The organism is Streptomyces sp. NPDC048560, from assembly GCF_040650955.1.
Taxonomy (GTDB): Bacteria; Actinomycetota; Actinomycetes; order Streptomycetales; family Streptomycetaceae; genus Streptomyces.
The window spans coordinates 172210-188645 of record NZ_JBEZIJ010000010.1; the positions used below are offsets into that span (position 1 = coordinate 172210).

Annotated in this window: 5 protein-coding genes; all 5 read right to left on the minus strand. The window is 65.9% G+C overall.

The window, feature by feature from the left end:
- The 5 genes from brxD to pglW all read right to left on the minus strand — a co-directional run bounded on the left by brxD (nucleotide 1) and on the right by pglW (nucleotide 16224).
- Complete coding sequence (gene brxD / locus AB0C82_RS26085; RefSeq protein WP_362846277.1) at nucleotides 1-1329, minus strand: BREX system ATP-binding protein BrxD; 1329 nt, start codon at nucleotides 1327-1329, stop codon at nucleotides 1-3.
- A complete protein-coding gene (pglZ, locus tag AB0C82_RS26090; RefSeq protein ID WP_362846279.1) occupies nucleotides 1326-4148 on the minus strand; it encodes a BREX-2 system phosphatase PglZ in 2823 nt (940 codons plus the stop codon). The genes brxD and pglZ overlap by 4 nt, the downstream gene beginning before the upstream one ends.
- Nucleotides 4145-7936 (minus strand): phage resistance protein, encoded by a 3792-nt coding sequence (locus AB0C82_RS26095; protein ID WP_362846281.1) that lies wholly within the window; start codon nucleotides 7934-7936, stop codon nucleotides 4145-4147. The genes pglZ and AB0C82_RS26095 overlap by 4 nt, the downstream gene beginning before the upstream one ends.
- A 192-nt stretch (nucleotides 7937-8128) precedes the next feature.
- Nucleotides 8129-11737, minus strand: coding sequence for a BREX-2 system adenine-specific DNA-methyltransferase PglX (gene pglX / locus AB0C82_RS26100; RefSeq protein ID WP_362846283.1), 3609 nt, complete (start codon nucleotides 11735-11737; stop codon nucleotides 8129-8131).
- Nucleotides 11734-16224 carry a BREX system serine/threonine kinase PglW gene (gene pglW, locus AB0C82_RS26105; protein ID WP_362846285.1) on the minus strand — a complete coding sequence of 1497 codons (4491 nt, stop codon included), beginning with the start codon at nucleotides 16222-16224 and terminating at the stop codon, nucleotides 11734-11736. Before pglW ends, pglX begins: the two co-directional genes overlap by 4 nt.
- Nucleotides 16225-16436: the final 212 nt, after the last annotated feature.

A 16436-nucleotide genomic window follows, 5' to 3' on the forward strand; every position in this document is an offset into this window, starting at 1 on the left:
TCAGAGGTTGAGTTCGACGTCGCCAGCCGCTGCGGCGGGGGGCATCGCTGCGTTGCGTTCGGTCTCGGTCAGTTCGGAGGACGTCAGGGTGAGGGCGTAGTGCTTGCGCGGGTCGAAGTCCTCGAACTGGTCGATGCGGTCGAGGACGTCGCTCACCAGCTTCTTGAGGAACACTCGTGGCGCGATGCCAACTTTGCCGCCCAGTCCTCCGGCGACGGCCTTGGCGAGGTCGGCCAGATAGTCGTCGTCCGCGCTGGCGGTGACGCGGTCGCTGTGGGTGGATCCGGACGCGTACAGGTCTCGTACACGTCCGCCGAGCTCGGTGAGGGACTCGACCGTAAAGCCGGGCAGTCGGACCTGCACCGCCCGGGGGTTGTCGAACCGCGCGTCGGTAGTGAAGTCGGTGGCCAGGCGCTGAGCCAGGGGCGGCAGGCGCTGCACCCCTTGCTGACCGTCGAAGAAGGCAGGGGTGCCGGTGATGACCAGGTACAGGCCCGGGAAGCGGCCGGCGTGCACTTCATCGATGAGCTGCCGAAGGGCGTTGAGAGCCTTGTCTCGCGCGTCGGACCGGACCCGCTGCAGTGTTTCGACCTCGTCCAACACCAGCAGCAGCCCGGGATGGCCGCTGTCGCGCAGGATGGCGAGCAGCCCCTGCAGGAAGCCCAGGGCGCCGAAGTGGTCGAGATCGCCGCGCACGCCCGCAGCCTTGCGGGCGCTGGCTGCCACATGCGGCTGTCCGCCCAGCCAGGCCAAGATCGCGTCGCCCGTCGGTGCATCTCCTGCGGCGACCGCACTGCGGTAGCCGCGCAAGGCCGCTGCGAAGGATGGTGCGGTGCGGCTGACTTCAGCCAGCCGTTCTGCGAGGAGCTTGTCGACAGCTGTGCCCAGGGCGTCAGGAGCAGCAGCGCCGGTGCCCTGCTCCGCAAGGACGTCTTCCTCCAGCGCGTAGAACCACGAGTCGACCACCGCACGCAGGGCGCTGGGCGGGAAGCCGGGGGTGGACAGGCGTTCCGTCAGACGGCGGTAGACCGTCTCCAGCTTGTGTAGCGGGGTCTCGTTTTCGGAGACCTGGACCTCGGCGACGGCGAAGTTACGTCGTTTGGCGCGTTCGCCCAGCCAACGGGTGACGAAGGTCTTACCCGAGCCGTACTCGCCGCGCACTGCCTTGAACACAGATCCGCCGTCGGCGACCGCGGACAGTTCTTCATCCAGCGCGACCTCGAAGCGGGACAGGCCCACCGCGAGGAGGTCGAGCCCGGACTCGGGGACGGCTCCGCGGCGCAGGGCATCGATGACCTCGCGGCGCTTGGCAGCGCTGACCTGGTTCACACGTCCCCCTTCAGCTCGAACTGGCGGCGCAGCAGGTCCTTGTCCAGTCGAACATTGCGACCACTGTCGGTGAGCGACAGCACCGGGTAGTCATCCACGTTGAAGATCCTCTGCAGCACGGTGGCGAACCGCACAGCACGGTCAGGAAGCTCTCCGGCCCGCTCGCCGAGCACGGCCGCGGGCAAGATGCCGCCCGCCTTCAGCAGAGCCCCGATCGCCGAGCGAATCTTCGGCTTGGGTAGCTTGCGCGGGGTGAGCAGGTGCCGCCCGGCGAAGATGTCCGAGCCAAGGAGTTCGTCGAGCAGGGCTTCCAGCCCGCGCGTGGCGGTCAGGTCCAGTCCGATCTGACCTTCTGTGGGGTCGGGTGTCTTCTGCTTCCTGCCCTGTGTGACCGGCTCGGTCTGCGCCGGCTCGGCAGCCAGTACGGCAGAGCCAGCCGTGTCCCACCAGGTGGGGCGGCAGTCACCCAGGGGGCGCCACTGCTCGGGCGGGGATACAGCTCCCAGAGGCAGGAAGGCCAGCAGGGGGATGGTGACTTCGGCTGCCGAGGCGCCCCCGTGGTAACCGGCCTTGCGGGCCGTGTAGCGGACTCCGGCATCCCACAGGGACACCACGCGCTGGCCGGGAGCGATTACCCGCGGCCCGGCCAGTTCTACCTCGCCTGCGCCCGCGGAAGCAGCCCCCGCGCGGTGCCGGGCTGAGACCGAGTCCTGGGCCGCGCGCAGCTGGCCGTCTCGCTCCAGGACATGGCCGTGGTCACTGGCGATGATGACCGCACGTCCGTGGTAGCTCGCGTGCTCCAGCAGGATCCGCAGCACCCCTATGTCATCGAGGCACCAGGTGGCGTCGCTGCGCTCGCGGTCCTTGTCCAGTGCATCGTCGATCGTGTTCAGGACTACGCCGACGAGCGTGTCGGGAGCGGCCAGAGCCTTGGAGAGTTCGGCCCCGAGCATCTCTCCGGCCTCGCCCCGCACGTCGGCCTTGTGGAACAGGCGCGCAGCGCGGCCGTCCCAGAAGGCGTGACGGGCAAAGCGGTCGCGCTCCAGGTCTTGCCCGCCCTCGCACAGCTCGGCCGCGAACAGCGACGCGCGCGACACCCTGGTGAGCGTCGGCAGCGCGGCCACCACACCGCGACGGCGGGCGGGCTGGCTCTTGGCATTGCGGCTGGTGCCGCCGAGCGGGTCGTACTCCTGCCAGGTGTGGGCCATCTCCGAAGCGATCTGCACGGCTGCCGCGGCACTCATGCCATCGAGGAGCAGGAACAGGACCGGCCGATCGCCAGCCGCCACCGGCGCAACCACCTTTTCGAGGAGGTTCTCGACCATGAGCAATCCATCGCGGGCGGTGCCGGTGCGTGTCCACTCCTGCAGGCGGCCGGCGAATGCCTCGTCCATCGCCCGCCGCCGCACAGCGACCCGCTCGTGCAGCAGCCGGTACGCGGCCTTGAGGCCAGGGTGGATATCCTCGCCGGCCCATACCTGTGCCACGGCGTGGTCGACCCACCCCCAGTCGCTGATCTGGGCGTCGATGCCGGCCGCCAGCGTCTCCGGCAGGGGAGACGGGTGTGCCAGCCACTGCACGAGGCGCAGGGCCATCCGTGCTCTTTCGACCCGGTGCTGGTGAAAGGCATGCAGTTGATGCTGAGACATGGCGGCCACGTGAGCGGCGAGGACGTCAGCGGCGGGGCGAGTGTCGCCACGCCTGGACAGACAGGCTGTCAGCGCTTCGGCGACCGCATCCACGCGGTGGTGGAACCCGGACCGCAGAACATCGCTGTACTTCGCCGCGTCCTGGGCCCCGAACTGCTCCAGCAGGGCTTCGGCTCGGTCGAGAACGGTGTGCAGCAACCGGTTGGCGTCAGCGGGCGTGACGCCAGCACGCTCGGGATCCCAGGCCTCGTCGGCCAGCTGGATGACCACCTGGCGGGCGGCATCTCCAAACGCCCGCATCGTGGCATCGTCGAGCTGCGCGTCGCCGAAGAACCGGTCGACGCGCCCCTTTTGCCGCTCCATGTCGGCGGCCTGCGGTGACCACAGGGCCTGGCAGACCACACCGGCTGCCAGCGCATCGGATCCGCGGTCGACGCCGATGAGGGCGAACAGGGCCCGGCCCGCCTTACCGGTGGCGCCAATGAGCCATTGGGTCAGGCCAACGCGCTCGGCCGATCGCAGAGAAGCGAGGGACTCGGTCGCGCCCCGAAGCGCCGACCAACGTAGCAGGGACCTGATGTCCAGTCCCTCGGCGCCCAGCCCGAGCCGCTGGTCCAGGCCCAGTCGGCTGGCGGCCAGGTGCCGTAGGGCGGTATCACGGCTGAGAACCTTGCCGGGCAGCCTCGGCCACCCGTTCTGCGGAGGCCGGGCCGACATGAGCGCCTCAGCGGCCCATGCTTCATCCGTGAGCCGGGGCTCGACCTGCTGCGCGCCGAACTGCTCGGCGACCAATGCCCAACGGTCGACGGTGTGCACACGCTGGCGAAGAGCCACGCTCAGTACAGTGCGGCCGAGCTGTGCCTCCTCCTGGTCGGTGAGGATCACCAGAAGATCCGCGTCGGGCGAGTTGGTGTGCTGCGTGACGTGGCCCAACACCCCCAGGGGAGATACCCCCGCCGCCACGCGGACGGTGCGCCCCTGCACACGCAGGGGCTGGTCCGACTCCCACACCGGGTCAGCGCGCAGCAGCACGATCGAGGGGACGGGATGGACGGCGGCAGTCGGCCGGTCCAGGTGCTGGCGCAGAAGCTGGGCGACGCGGTGCTCCACAGCCGCACGGCCCAGTCGAGGCGCACGAGACGCAGCGGCCTCGTCCGTCGTCGTGCTCACTCGGCCACCCGCCACTCCAGCTCCACGACGGCCTGCGGGTTGGTGCTCAGGAACTCAGCCAACTCCTGGAGCGGCAGAGTGAGGTCCTCGTTGGTGCCTCGGTAGCGTCCTGCCGCATGTGAGGCAGCCTTGGCCCTGGTGGGCTCGGAGGGAGGAGAGGGCCGGTCGACCGGAGCGTCCTTCGTGCCCTGCTCTTCGGCAGGCGGAGGAGTCGGCCTGCTCAGCGCACGCTCGAGCAGGGCGGCTGCTTCCTTGCGCGCCTGTGCCAGGACGTCGACCAGCCCCACCTTGAGCGTCATCTCGTCGGCCTGCGCGGCGCCCCGCAGTTTCGCGAAGAGTTCGTTCGCCTCCACGCTGTAGGGCGAGCCAACTCCCGCGACCAGCCTGAAGTTGTCCCAGGGGGCCGTTCGCAGCGCCTCCACCACACGGGCTGCGGACTTGATGGAGCGCCCGGCACGCTGCGCGGGCCCGCCCAAGTCGGCGTCGGCCAGGTGCTCCACTATGTCCACGCTGCCGCTGCGGCTACCCAGGCCCTCCAGCAAGTCCACCGCCATACGGGCGGTGTGCAGCCGGCCGGAGGTGGCATTGGGGTCGATGCCGAGCGTTACGGCGTGCTCTTCCAGCTCGGTGACCAAATCGGCTGCGGCGTCGCGATAGCGTCGGGCGTCATCAGACAACTGGCGGACGAACATCCCTACCAGTCGCCCCCGCCGCAGCGGCGGCTGGTTGATACCGAAGAGGTCCATAGCCCTGGCGCGTGCCTGGTCCCAGCGCTCCTGGTCAGGCAGGCGCTGCTCGCGCAGAGCGAGGTCCTCGGAGATCTGGTTCAGCTCCGGGGCGGGGTCGATGATGCCGCCGTGGCGGGTCCATACCCGGTCAGTCATCTCGGCGAAGCAGGCGATCACCAGACTGCTCAACAAGGGCTCCAGACCCCTGCTCATAGGCTCGTCCGTCCACGCCCGAAGGTCGGACACCTTCAGAAGGTCGCCGCTGCGGCCGGCCTTGTCGGCCTCGCGCTCGAAGTGCTGCGCCCAGGCGCGATCCAGAGTGAAGCGGGCCTCATGCATCGTGCCCAGTCCGAGCGCGTCGGCCACGCGTCGCATCACCGCCCGGTCCTGCTTGGCTACCTCGATGCTCGGCTCGGACGACTCCGCGATCTGCCGGATGTAGCCCAGCACGGTGCGTGCGTCGGCAGGCTTGACCGTGGCGTTTACCCGGTCAGGGTCGAAGTCCGGGTGACCGGGGAACTGATGGGCGAGTGCCTGGTCCGCGATACTGCGCAGCGCGTTCTTCAGAGTGTCCCCGAACGGCAGCGTCGGACGCAGCGACGGGGTCATAGACAACAGGTGGTCGCCATAGGGAACCACGTGCCCGGATTGCTGCTGGGCCAGGCCGTACGCCTGCCGCAGAAGATCCCGGAAGAGCGTCATCAGGGCTTCGCGCTGGCTCTCCAGAGCCGCGCGGGCCCGCTGCCGGTCCGCAGGGTTCAGATGCCCCGCATAGGAGTCAAACTGCTGCCCGGTAAGGACCTTGTCGATGACGACGAGCAGCCCCAGGTCGTTCTCCCGCTCATGCGTCAGGCCGGCGGGAACCCAGCACACGGTCTGGGCGTGTACGCCTCGCTCGTTGACGAGCTTGTGAACCCGGTCGCGCGCATCCGCTGGCCCGTAAGTCCCCTCGTCGAACGGGTAGTCGAGGATGAGCCGCCAGGCAGTGTCCTCGCTGGGATGGAACGCATCGTCCCGCACATCGCGCGGATCGCGTACGTTACCCAGGACTACTTCAAGGCTACGGCGTGAGCCCTTCCACGCAACGTCCGCGCGGTTGACGATCTCGCCCTCGATAACGCCGAGTTCATCCCACAGCAGCCGCTTGACCATGGCCTTGCGGGCGCCCGACGTGTTGTAACCAGTGGCATTGGCCAGCACGCTGTCCACGTCGACACCGACGAGCTCCAGGCGCACCCCCGGGTCGTCACCGTCATCGACCTTGATCTCGCCGTGCCGGGTGTGCCACATCCGGACCTTCGAGGCCACCTTGGTGACCTCACCGCCGGGAATGGGGCTCGTGATGCTGCCGTGGTTGAGCGCAGACAGCCGCCGCACGGTCAGGTTCGCGAGTGCGGGAACCGACGGAGCGAGTGCGGACAGGAGCAGCGTCTTCATCAGCCGGTCATCACCGGTGAACTCCTTGACGCGGGCCGCGAGCTCAGCCGACACGGCCTCTCCGGTCGCCGTCCGTCCGGTGGCCCCGACAAGGCGCACGCGCTCCACGTCTTCCTCGCTCAGCGAGTAGTCCGCCAGCAGCCGCGGCCTCAGCCGGGTGTCGTAGAGCTTCTGCGCATTTTCGAACTCGACCTTCAGCCGCTCGGTGAACGGCTGGCCGCCGTCCTTGGCGATCTGGTCGTACAGGTCACCGAGGGGTACCAGCTGGCCCAGCCGCAAGTCGTTGCGGTGCTGGATCAGCAGGTTCCGCATGAGCTTCAATCCGGTGCGGGATCGCTGCAGCGCGTTGGAGACGTGGACCAGGGTGTCGAGGAACGACGGTGAGAAGGGATAGGTGGCGCGGAAGGAATCGATGTCCGCACCCGTCGTGCCCTCGCTGCCCAGAAGCGTGTCCCAGACTTCGCGCCGTACCTTCGTGGTGGCCTCGAACGCCTTGCCGATCGCGGCAGCAGCCTCGTCGTCCTTCGGCTTCAGCAGTCGGCGCCGGGCGATCTCCGGGAGGTTCCGGTCCTCCAAGGTGATTGTGGAGAACCGGCCACTGGCCAGGTTGAGTGTGTCCTGGATCGTCAGCTCGACGGCGCCGGCGGCATCTCCCTTCACCAGGTCACGCATGTCCCTCTGCCGTGCGATGAAGCTGATCACCGGAATCGGCCGGCGGGCGTCGCCGCCCTCGAAGAGGTTACTGAGCTTCTGCACCTCCCGGGCTACGAGCTTCTGGTTGCCCAGCGAGTTGGCCAGCCACAGCACCAGCTCGTCAAGGAACAGGATGAGGCCGTCATACCCGCGGTCCTTGGCGTGCCCAGCGATCTCGGTCAGGCCCCGGTCCAGGGAGACGAACGCCTCCGCGTCCTCGCTCGCGTTGGTGAAGAAACTCGGGAACCAGCTGTTGATCAGGTCACTGACCAACAGCTTGCGCAGCTTGTCATCGTATGGGGCTGCCATGGCTTCGTTCAGCTTCGCGGAGGTCCAGAACGGCTCCGTGTCACCCCATGCCGCATCCTCTGCGGCCCCTGGCAGCTTGGACAAGAACACTTCATCGCCGAGATGAGCGCGGTGACTGCGGACCTGGTCCATAAGGGCATCGGTGCGGTGTACGCCCGGCACCGGGGCTTCCGGGTGGAGCTTGCGTACCAGCGATGCGTACCCGCCGAGGATCCGCTGCTCCATCGACTTCGCACCCAGCATGTGGTAGGGCACAAGGAGGAAACGTCGTCCCTGCAGCCACACATCATGCTTGTCCAGCAGCCCTGCGAACTCATCACGGGACCGGGCGGCAGCCTCGCCGTGCAGCAGTGCGTATAGCACCGCCATGAAGTGCGACTTACCGGCGCCAAAGGAACCGTGCAGGTACGTGGCCTGCGACGTTCCACTGGTCACACCCGCCTGGACCAGGCCGAGTGCCTGGTCGAAGTTCTCCACCAGCCGGTCGGTGATTACGTAGTCACGCAACGTGACTTCAGCGTCCGCCACACCTTCGGCCAACTTGAGGACGAAGTCGGAGTCGCTCGCCCGCTCGGGGATGTCGATGTACTCACGCAGCAAAGAACTATTGGGACCAGCCATGACGCATAGCCTACGGGCCAGCTCTGACACCCCGCAGCCGCCTCGGCTCAAAAGTGATCTTTGGCCTGCGGGGTGTCGACCAGCGTTTGGGAATGGCCGCGTTGAGCTGGAGCAGGGTTCGTATGCGACGCCTCCGTGTGGGGCTGCTCCGGGCGTGGGCAGAGCGCCGAAGCCTCCAACGCCCAGTTGCTTCTAACTCGGCTGGCGCCCGCGGCCCCCCTTCTGTGGCGCACGCCAGGAAGTCAGTGCAGCGTTGGTCAGACGGAGTCGGTTGGTCGTCTCTACCAGGAAGCCCGCGTACACGCTCGCAGGAGAGTCGCCATACGTGACGTCGAAGTCGCTGTGCCACTGGTGAACCCAGGGAAGCGCCTCACGCAGGCCCGCGAGCAGTGGTGTTAGCCGCTCAGAGCCCCAGCCGTCGTGCGCCTCGCGCTCGACGATGAGGGTGGACAGGGCCTGGGCCTGCTCTCGATGATCCCAGCCGGCCCAGCCGAGCAGGAGGGAGCTGTCACCGTCGCGGGAGGCGTACGGGTAGGAAATGAACCGTTCTTTCGGCACGTCCAACTTGCCGCGGTTCCGCCAGTAAGAAGGCTTGAGGAAGTCTGCAGCGGCGTACCTGGGTGGAGCACCGATGGTGTCTCGGATCGCGTTCTGCTTCTCCTCCGTCTCGGCCGCGTCCTCCCGGCGCTGTTCATCCCACATGTGTTCCCAATCGGCGCGCTTGCGCAGACCAGCTTCCTTGTAGCGCAGGGTGGCAAGGAACGGGACGTGCTCGTCCGTGACCAGTTCAGCCACCAGCTTGCCGAGGTCCTTTCCGGGCGCGTACAACTCAGCCACGGAGACAAAGTCCGCATCTAGGGCGAGTGCATCTGCGAGCTCGGCAGCGGTCAGAAGCTTCGGCTGCTCCATTCCGTCCACTTCGTGGAACCACAAGTCCCGCGCTTCAGTTCGATCCAGCAGCCATGTCCGCAGGGCCCGGGCTTGCATGGTGTCCCAGCTCTCGGCTGCCCACCTACGCTTGCATTCGGGCCGTTCGATCAGGCCAATTGCCCGATTGGCTTCGATGATTTCAATACGCTTGCTGACGACTTCCTTGTACTCCTCCGACCAGTGATCCGGTAGCTCGGTGATCGGAGCGGAGCCGTGCCGGGAAAACCATTGAGTTTCAATCTCGCCGCGTGCCATCCTGCGGGCAAGCTCGATCTCGAAGGCGCGTTCACCGAGATTGATATCGGGAACGGAATCTGCAGGTAGGTGCAGGGTGTCCACTAGGTCGTAGGCCGAGTAGACATGCCAATCGAGCTCCTCCTGTAGTGCAATCATGCGGGCCCGGGCGGAATGGTAGCTGGCGTGGTCCGCTTCGAGTTGGGAGCGCAAAGGAGCGGCGGGCGCAGTAGCGGCAAACGGCAGTAGTTTTGCTACGCTTTGAGCCAGGCGATCCAGTTCGGCGGCTAGGCTTGTCGGGTATTCAGTAGGAAGTGGGAACTCTTGGAGCTTGGTCCCAGTGAACTCGTAACGCTCCTCCCATTCCTCATCCTGCACCCCGCGGCCGAGTCCGCTTCCTCCCTTTCCCTGGCTTACCTGCTTAAGCCAGAAGCATGCGGTTGAACTATTCAGAATTCCGAGTAGACCAAGGTGGTCCTCCTCGGTGGCGCCTTCTTGCAATTTGATCATGGGTGCAGTTCGATTGAAGAGGCGGCCCTCTCTATCGAAGGCGAAATGATTGTGCGTGGCCACGAAGGCGAAAGTGATGGCGAGTGGCGTCTTGAGCTTGCTGGAATAATTCTCGAGGTGGGAAGGCCAAGGGCGACCATTCTCGATCATCGTCTTTCCGAAGATCAGGCGGCGGCCTAGAAGAGTCCGAGCGATCCAGAGGTCCTTCGCAAGGGGATGGGACTCCAGGATCGGTTCTTTGTTTTGCTGGTCTTCGTAAGGGTTTCGAACCCATACGGACGTGTTCGCTGAGAAGTCTCGAACCGAATCGCCAACCACTAGCTCGCGAACGTATTCGGAATTTTTTAGACGCCTCGCTGTTTGAAGATTTGGAAGAAAGTAAAGGTCATCTTCGCCCGTTGATGTAGTGCGTCCGACGCTCTCCACGATTTTACCTAGAGGCAAAGTGGAAGATACGCGAAGCGATTCTTCTAGATCTTTGGCGCCGCCTCCAGACAAGCTCCAAGGATAAGTGGAGTAGGCGGAACGCTTGGCGTCGACGGAGCTGATCCACTCACTCTCCCTGCCAGGCTGGTCAATCTGTCGGAGGATGGCCTGCCAAACTTGGCCCTCAGCAGCCTTGATGGGCACGCCCGGCTCACCCTTGACACCCAAGATGGTTCGCACTGTGGGGGAGTGGAAGTGGTGGGTTCGCCGGCGCCCAATCAAGATGACCGTGGGTGTTCCATGGCCGGGGATGTAGGCGCCGGATGTGTCGATGATCTCACTGAGTTCAGCCTTGAGGCTGAAGAACTCAGTGATAAGTTTGCGCCCGAATTCGCGCTTCATGAAGGAGTTGGCGGTGATTTGTCCGACGAAGCCTGCGCCTTTGCCATGCTTGTCGGCTTCGCGGGCCAAATGGAAGAATCGTTGAGCGAATGGCACAGACAGGGCATAGGAGCCTGCGCACGCCGAATAAAGATCCCGGTAAATCTGGTTAAGATTCTTGTCCTTGACCTGAATGTACGGTGGATTGCCTACCACTACGTGGTAGCGACCCTCTCGCAGGATGGGATAGTGATCACTCAGATCCTCGGTCGCGTATTGAAACTCGGCGAGTTCGTCGGTCTCGCCGCCAAGGTCTTCGAAGCCCGGCAGGGTAAACTCTCGGGCTTTGATCAATGCGTCGCCAACGGCTACATGGACGGGGAAGCGGTAGCCTGCGGCCTCATCTAGGTTCTTGAAGTCGGCTGCGCGGAGTGCTGCGATCACCAATCGGAACCTGGCAATGGCCGCAGCGAATGGGTTGATGTCAACGCCGTGCACGGCGTCCAGGGCGAGCTTTACCCGCTCGCGGGGCCCCCGTCCCGGTGCATTTCGGTCCCATTCTGAGAGTAGACGCCAGAACGCGCCGAGCAAGAAGTGACCTGACCCGCAGGTGGGGTCGATCATCTTGACCGTCTCGTGGCCGAACTCGTTGATGGCCGGTGTCAGTGTGCGGTCAAGGATGAATTCCTCGACGAACTCCGGGGTCTGCAGAAGGGCGTATGTCTTGCGGGCGGATTCTGAGAGATCCTGATACAGATCGCCGAGGAAACGGGTATCCCAGTTGTCGTCGGTGAAGTCGTGGACGAGGGTGCCCTGCTCATCGCAGCGTCGCCAGAAGGTGATGAGGCTCTTGGCCGCGTCATGCGAGAGGGGGATCTGGTAGAGAGCGTTGTGTCGTCGGTCGAAGAGCAGGGAGCCCGCCTGCGCCTTGCTCATCTCTTCAAAGGCCGCTAGCAGCCATCCGCGGTCGGTCTGGTTGCCTTGGTGGTCGCGATAGAACTGGGCCTGGGCCTCTTCGGCCAGGGTCATGCGCTCCTCGTCGGGCCCGGCAAGGAACCCGCGGTTTCCCAGGAGCCCGTTGTCCTCACAGAAGCGGACGAAGACGGTGCCCAAAACCCAGGCGGCTGCAGCTTGAGTGACGCGTTCGTCGCGCCAAGCGCCCCAGGCGGCGGCGGTGCGCTTGAGCTTGAATGCCTTGTCGTACTCGGCACGCAGCCGGGTGTACGTTTCCTCGACCGCGGTGACCTGCTGGCGCAGGTCGGTTTCCAGGGTCTTCACCTGGCGCTGCAGGTCCTTGAGCAGCGCGGCGCGGTCGATCACTTACCCGTCTCCTCGTTCGTTGTGGTGCGGTGTTGGTTGGCTACCCAGGCGTCGTTGAGCACGATCCACTGTTCCTTCGTCTCAAGTGGCACGTGGGCGTGATCCAGCATGGGTTCGGCCGTTGCATCGCGCATCGGGCAGAGAAGCCATACCGTGCCACCGAGTTCGAGGGGAAGCTGCATGCGGTCGTAACGGGCGAGCGGGCTAGCGCCGTGCAGCAGTACAGGACCGGTGGCGGTCGAAGTGATCTCTTCGAGCTGGGGCTGGAGGTGTTCCCAGGCGGGGTCGATGAAGCGGGAGTGAAGTCGGCTGTGGGGGAGGGAGCCGGGTTCCGCTATGTCGGCCTCCACCACGGTCTCCCAGGTGGGTTTCGTTCCCTGAGAGACCAGTTCCCGCATGGTGGCGACGAACAGCGCTCCGACGTCGACCGGGCGGACGTCGAAGCGCCGCACGAGTTCGTCGCGGGCGGCAAGGTAGCCGGACATGCTGACGGTCAGGGCTCGGAAGCCGTCTCGGTCGCGTGAGCCTGCCAGCTGCTGTTCGGCGCGCACGGCGCGTGCCAGTTCGGGCGATTCGGTGTGCCACTGCGAGGTGATGTCGTCAGTTGCCTTGCGTGGCTGGATGACGGCGCCGGTTGATGATCCCGCGCCGCGCGGCGTGACATATCCGCCCTGGCGGCCGGAGCCCTGCCACTCCAGGTCGAAGCCGGCGTCGTTGAGCAGCTTGTGAAGCTGCGGGTGCCCAGGCAGCGGGGCGAGTTCGGGAAAGCGTGCCTGTACTCGCTCCTGTACCTGTTCCGGGCGAAGGACGTTAGGGCGGCTTCCAGGGATTGTGCTGCCTTCGCGTGCAGGGGGCGCCACGCCGGCCTGGGCGAGGCGCAGGGCTCGCTCAGGTGCGAGATCGCGAGGATAGATCTCCAGGCGCGGTGAGGCTGCGGCCTGTGAGGCTGCGGCCGCCGCGAGGTGGACGAGCCTCGCGTGCTCGAAATCGGTCGGTACGTTGTATGCGCGTGGCCGGATTATCGTCAGCTCGCGGAGCACAGACGCGGAGGTGGGCATGACGTCCATGTCGGCCAGACGATCGGCGGTCTCTCCGAGCTTGAGGGCGTACTTGATCAAGGCCGCAGGGGCGGGGGTGTCCGGTGTGGCGTCTTCGGGTGCTTCCAGCGCGATCAGGATCTGGTCGCCGGTTCGGCGGGTGAGGAAGCGCCGGTCCTCGGCAGCGGCCGAGTCGGCTTCCACCGCCGCTCGTACGACTGCGGCGGCGATCGCCCGCCGTACGGCATCGCTGCCTTCGGAGCTGCCGCGCCTTGCCAGGAGCGCGTCGGCTAGCTCCTGAGCACCGGCGATACGCCCGAAGCCCTCAAGTAGCTCGACGAGTTCGGCAAGGATGCTGTGCATGACGGGCATCTGGGCCCAGTGCTGTCGCTGCTTGACGAGAACTTGGCCGACGCGGCCTGTGGTGATGCGCAGCAAGGCGCCGACCGGCTGTTGCGGTGGCCAAGGCGGAAGATCAGGAAGGTTCCCGTCGGCGTCGGGCAACCGCAGCATCAGCCGGGTTGCCTCGACCTCGTTCTCGTTCCGGCGTGTCTTCTGCATCGCCGGCACCAGCAGAGCCGCGATCGAGTCCAGGCCAATGCGGTCCAGTGCCGAGACTGATGTATCCGGCGCATTGTCGTCTGTGTCGGAGACAGATGGGGCAGCAGAGGCACTCTCTTCCGCTGCGGCCAGTTCACGCTCAGCCGCGCGGCGCTGTTCCCTGCTAGTCGGTGAAGAGCCCGAGCCGAAGCGGGTACGCCACTCCTTGATGCGTGTCTGGAGTTCCTTGCGGGTCTTCGCCCCCAGCCCAGGCAGCGACGTGATACGCCCGGCCAGCGGGAGCAGATCAGCGACCTTCGTTACCTCCAGGCGCTCCGCCGCCGAGATGGCCCGTGCGGTCAGGCCAGCGGCGACCAGCAGGGTATCCGGGCCGGCTTTCGCCGCAGCATCATCCCGCTCCTGCTCCGCGAGCTGCGGATCATCATCGTCGGCCTCCAGGCCCGTCAGCCTTGGAGCAGCACCGACCGGACGGGTCGCGTCCGCCGCATCGAAGATCCGCCTCCACGCGGCATGCATCTCCTGCAAGGACGCGAAGCGGTCATTGGCGTCCTTCGCCAGCGCCCGGGCAAAGAAGTCGACCAGGCCACTCTCGCGCAGCGACGGGTCGAACGCCTCGATCGCCAAGGTAACCGGTTCATCCACCAAAGTGGCCTCAGTGGCACCGTCGCCCCACAGAGGCAGCTCATTGGAAGCCATCTCATGCAGGGTGATCGCCAGCGCGTAGCGCTCGGCGTGGGCGTCGTACACAGGGCGCCGCACCGTGCCGATGAACGGATCCAAGTACCGGGGGGTGCCCGCCTCGGTCTCCCGCACATCGATGCCTGCGAGGGAGAAGTCGAAGAGGACTAGCTGCTTCGTCCGGTTCTTACGCACCCGGATGGCAATGTTGTCGGGCTTGATGTCGCGGTGGAAGATTCCTTCGCCTTCGAGGAAGTCCAGCGCACCGAACAAGTACTCGCTGAACGTCTGCAGTTCTCCGGGCTCCAGTCGGCCGCCCTCGCGCAGTTTGCGGGCCACGGTGTGCTCGCCCGCATGTTCCAGGACCAGCACCGCACGGCTGCCGATCACCTGCGGCTCGCGCCGGGCAAGGCGGATGACGCGGGAATCCGCCGGAAAAGCGCTCAGGACGCGGGCCTCGTGCTCGAGACGCTTGGCCTTCTCATCGGAGAGCGCGACCTTGAGGACCTCCTGGGCCCCCGTCCGTTCATTCACAGCGAGAAACGCACGGCAGGTGGACCCGGTACCGAGTCGCTTACTGATCTTCCACTCGCCGCCGACCACATCACCGGGCCGCGCCTCTAGCGGGTCGAGCTCCTCCTCGGCAGGGGCCTCCGCCACAGTGGGTGCGGTCAAGTCGTCTTCGACCTCGGTCAGAAGCTCCAGGAACTCCGCAACACTGGACAGCCGCTGATTGGGCACTGGAGCGGTGGCGGCCTGGATCAGTTCGTCCATCCACGGCGTGACGGCTTCGGCGACCGCACTGGGCCGCAGACCGTTGTCCTGGCTGACCCGTGCCAAAAGCTCAGCATGCGTGTCGGCTGGCGCCTTCCCGGAGACCAGGAAGTAGGACACGCTGCCCAGGCCGAACATGTCCATGGCCACGGAGTCAGGATTCGGCGCGGAGAGTTCGGGGGCCAGATACGGCTCGGCTGCCGCGTCGGTGTGCCGTCCGGTATGGCTACTGGGCGTGGGCAGAGAGCCGCTGGATCCGTATGAGTCAGCGGACCGGACAGCAGCTTGCCAGTCACTGATCAGCAAGTGAGGCCGCAGCCACGCTTCAGCAAGGGCTTGCTCGGCCGTCACCGCGGCCGACTGGCCAGGTGCCGGGACACGACGCGGACCGGGGGCAACCAGGATGCTCCGGGCGGCGAGCATACGGTGGAACAGGCGCCGACGATGGGCATACGCCATTGCCTCGGCCAGCTGGCGGACCATACCGACCCGCGTCTCCACATCCAGCCGCGGTCCGAACTCTGCCATGTAACGGTCAAGGCGCATCGCCTCCCGCGGGTGGCGGAAGATCAGAGCCGGCCCATTCTCGTGGGCCTCCATCGAGTCGGGCTGCACGATCCCGGGGTGGCTGATGCCATGGAGTACCTGCATCTCACGACGAGCCGCGCGCTCCACCGAGGCCCTGTCGGCCTGCGCAGCGTTCCGCTCCACCAGGTAGATGCGGATACGCCGCCGCTCCTTCGACAGCTCGCGGTGACGCGCAAGATGGTCTTGCCACTCCTTACCGATGTCGAACGGCTTGGGCTCCAGATCCCACATGCCGATCTGGAAGTGCTTCTTGCTGCGAGCGATACCCACGCCCTCGAGCAGACCAGGCAGCGCTCGTGAGAAGCGGGCGTCCACGGATCCGCGCCCGCTGGCGGGCAGGGGAAGGAGTAGATCCGAAATGACCGACGGCAGTGCATCAGACCGCGCTCCGCCGGACCTTTCGGGACCGAAGAGCCAGTGCATCTGGTTCTGAGGCAACTCCACGCGCAGTCCCGGTTCGGACAGAAACACGGCAGCCTGCAGGAAGGGCACCTGGAGGCCAGTCCGGCGATTTCGGTTCTCCTGGACCAGGAGCGACTTCAGCTTCTGCGCCTTGGTGTTCGCCAGGTGCAGTGGGTTGTCCAGGGCACGGCCGTTGTGCATCCAGTTCGGCCCGGAGGCTGTCACCCGACCGTTGAAACTCTTGATCTCGATGAGGTAGAGACCGCTTGGGGCCGCGACCAGGAGGTCGACCTCGTACACGTGGCCGGTTTCGGCTGTGAACGTGAAATTTGACCACGCACGGAACGGCTCTTGATCAGGCAGATGCTCCTGCACATGCTTGAGTGCCTTGCGCTCATGCTCGTACTGCGACGGGGTCACGGTCGTCCAACGGCCCGGCTCACGCATACCCCGTACGTCCCCTCTCGACCTGCCGCCCTCGGCGACTGCTGTGCCTCCTGACTAATCCTGCCAGGCCGTACTGACAAGCGGTGACCGAAGGGCCACGACGACGGCGGGCCAGCCCCCAGTTCACTGCGCGTGATTGATCACAGGGAGCAGGAGGCGTTCAAACCTAAGCTGCATCTGTGACTTGCGTCGTGATCCCATCGCCCGGGCGA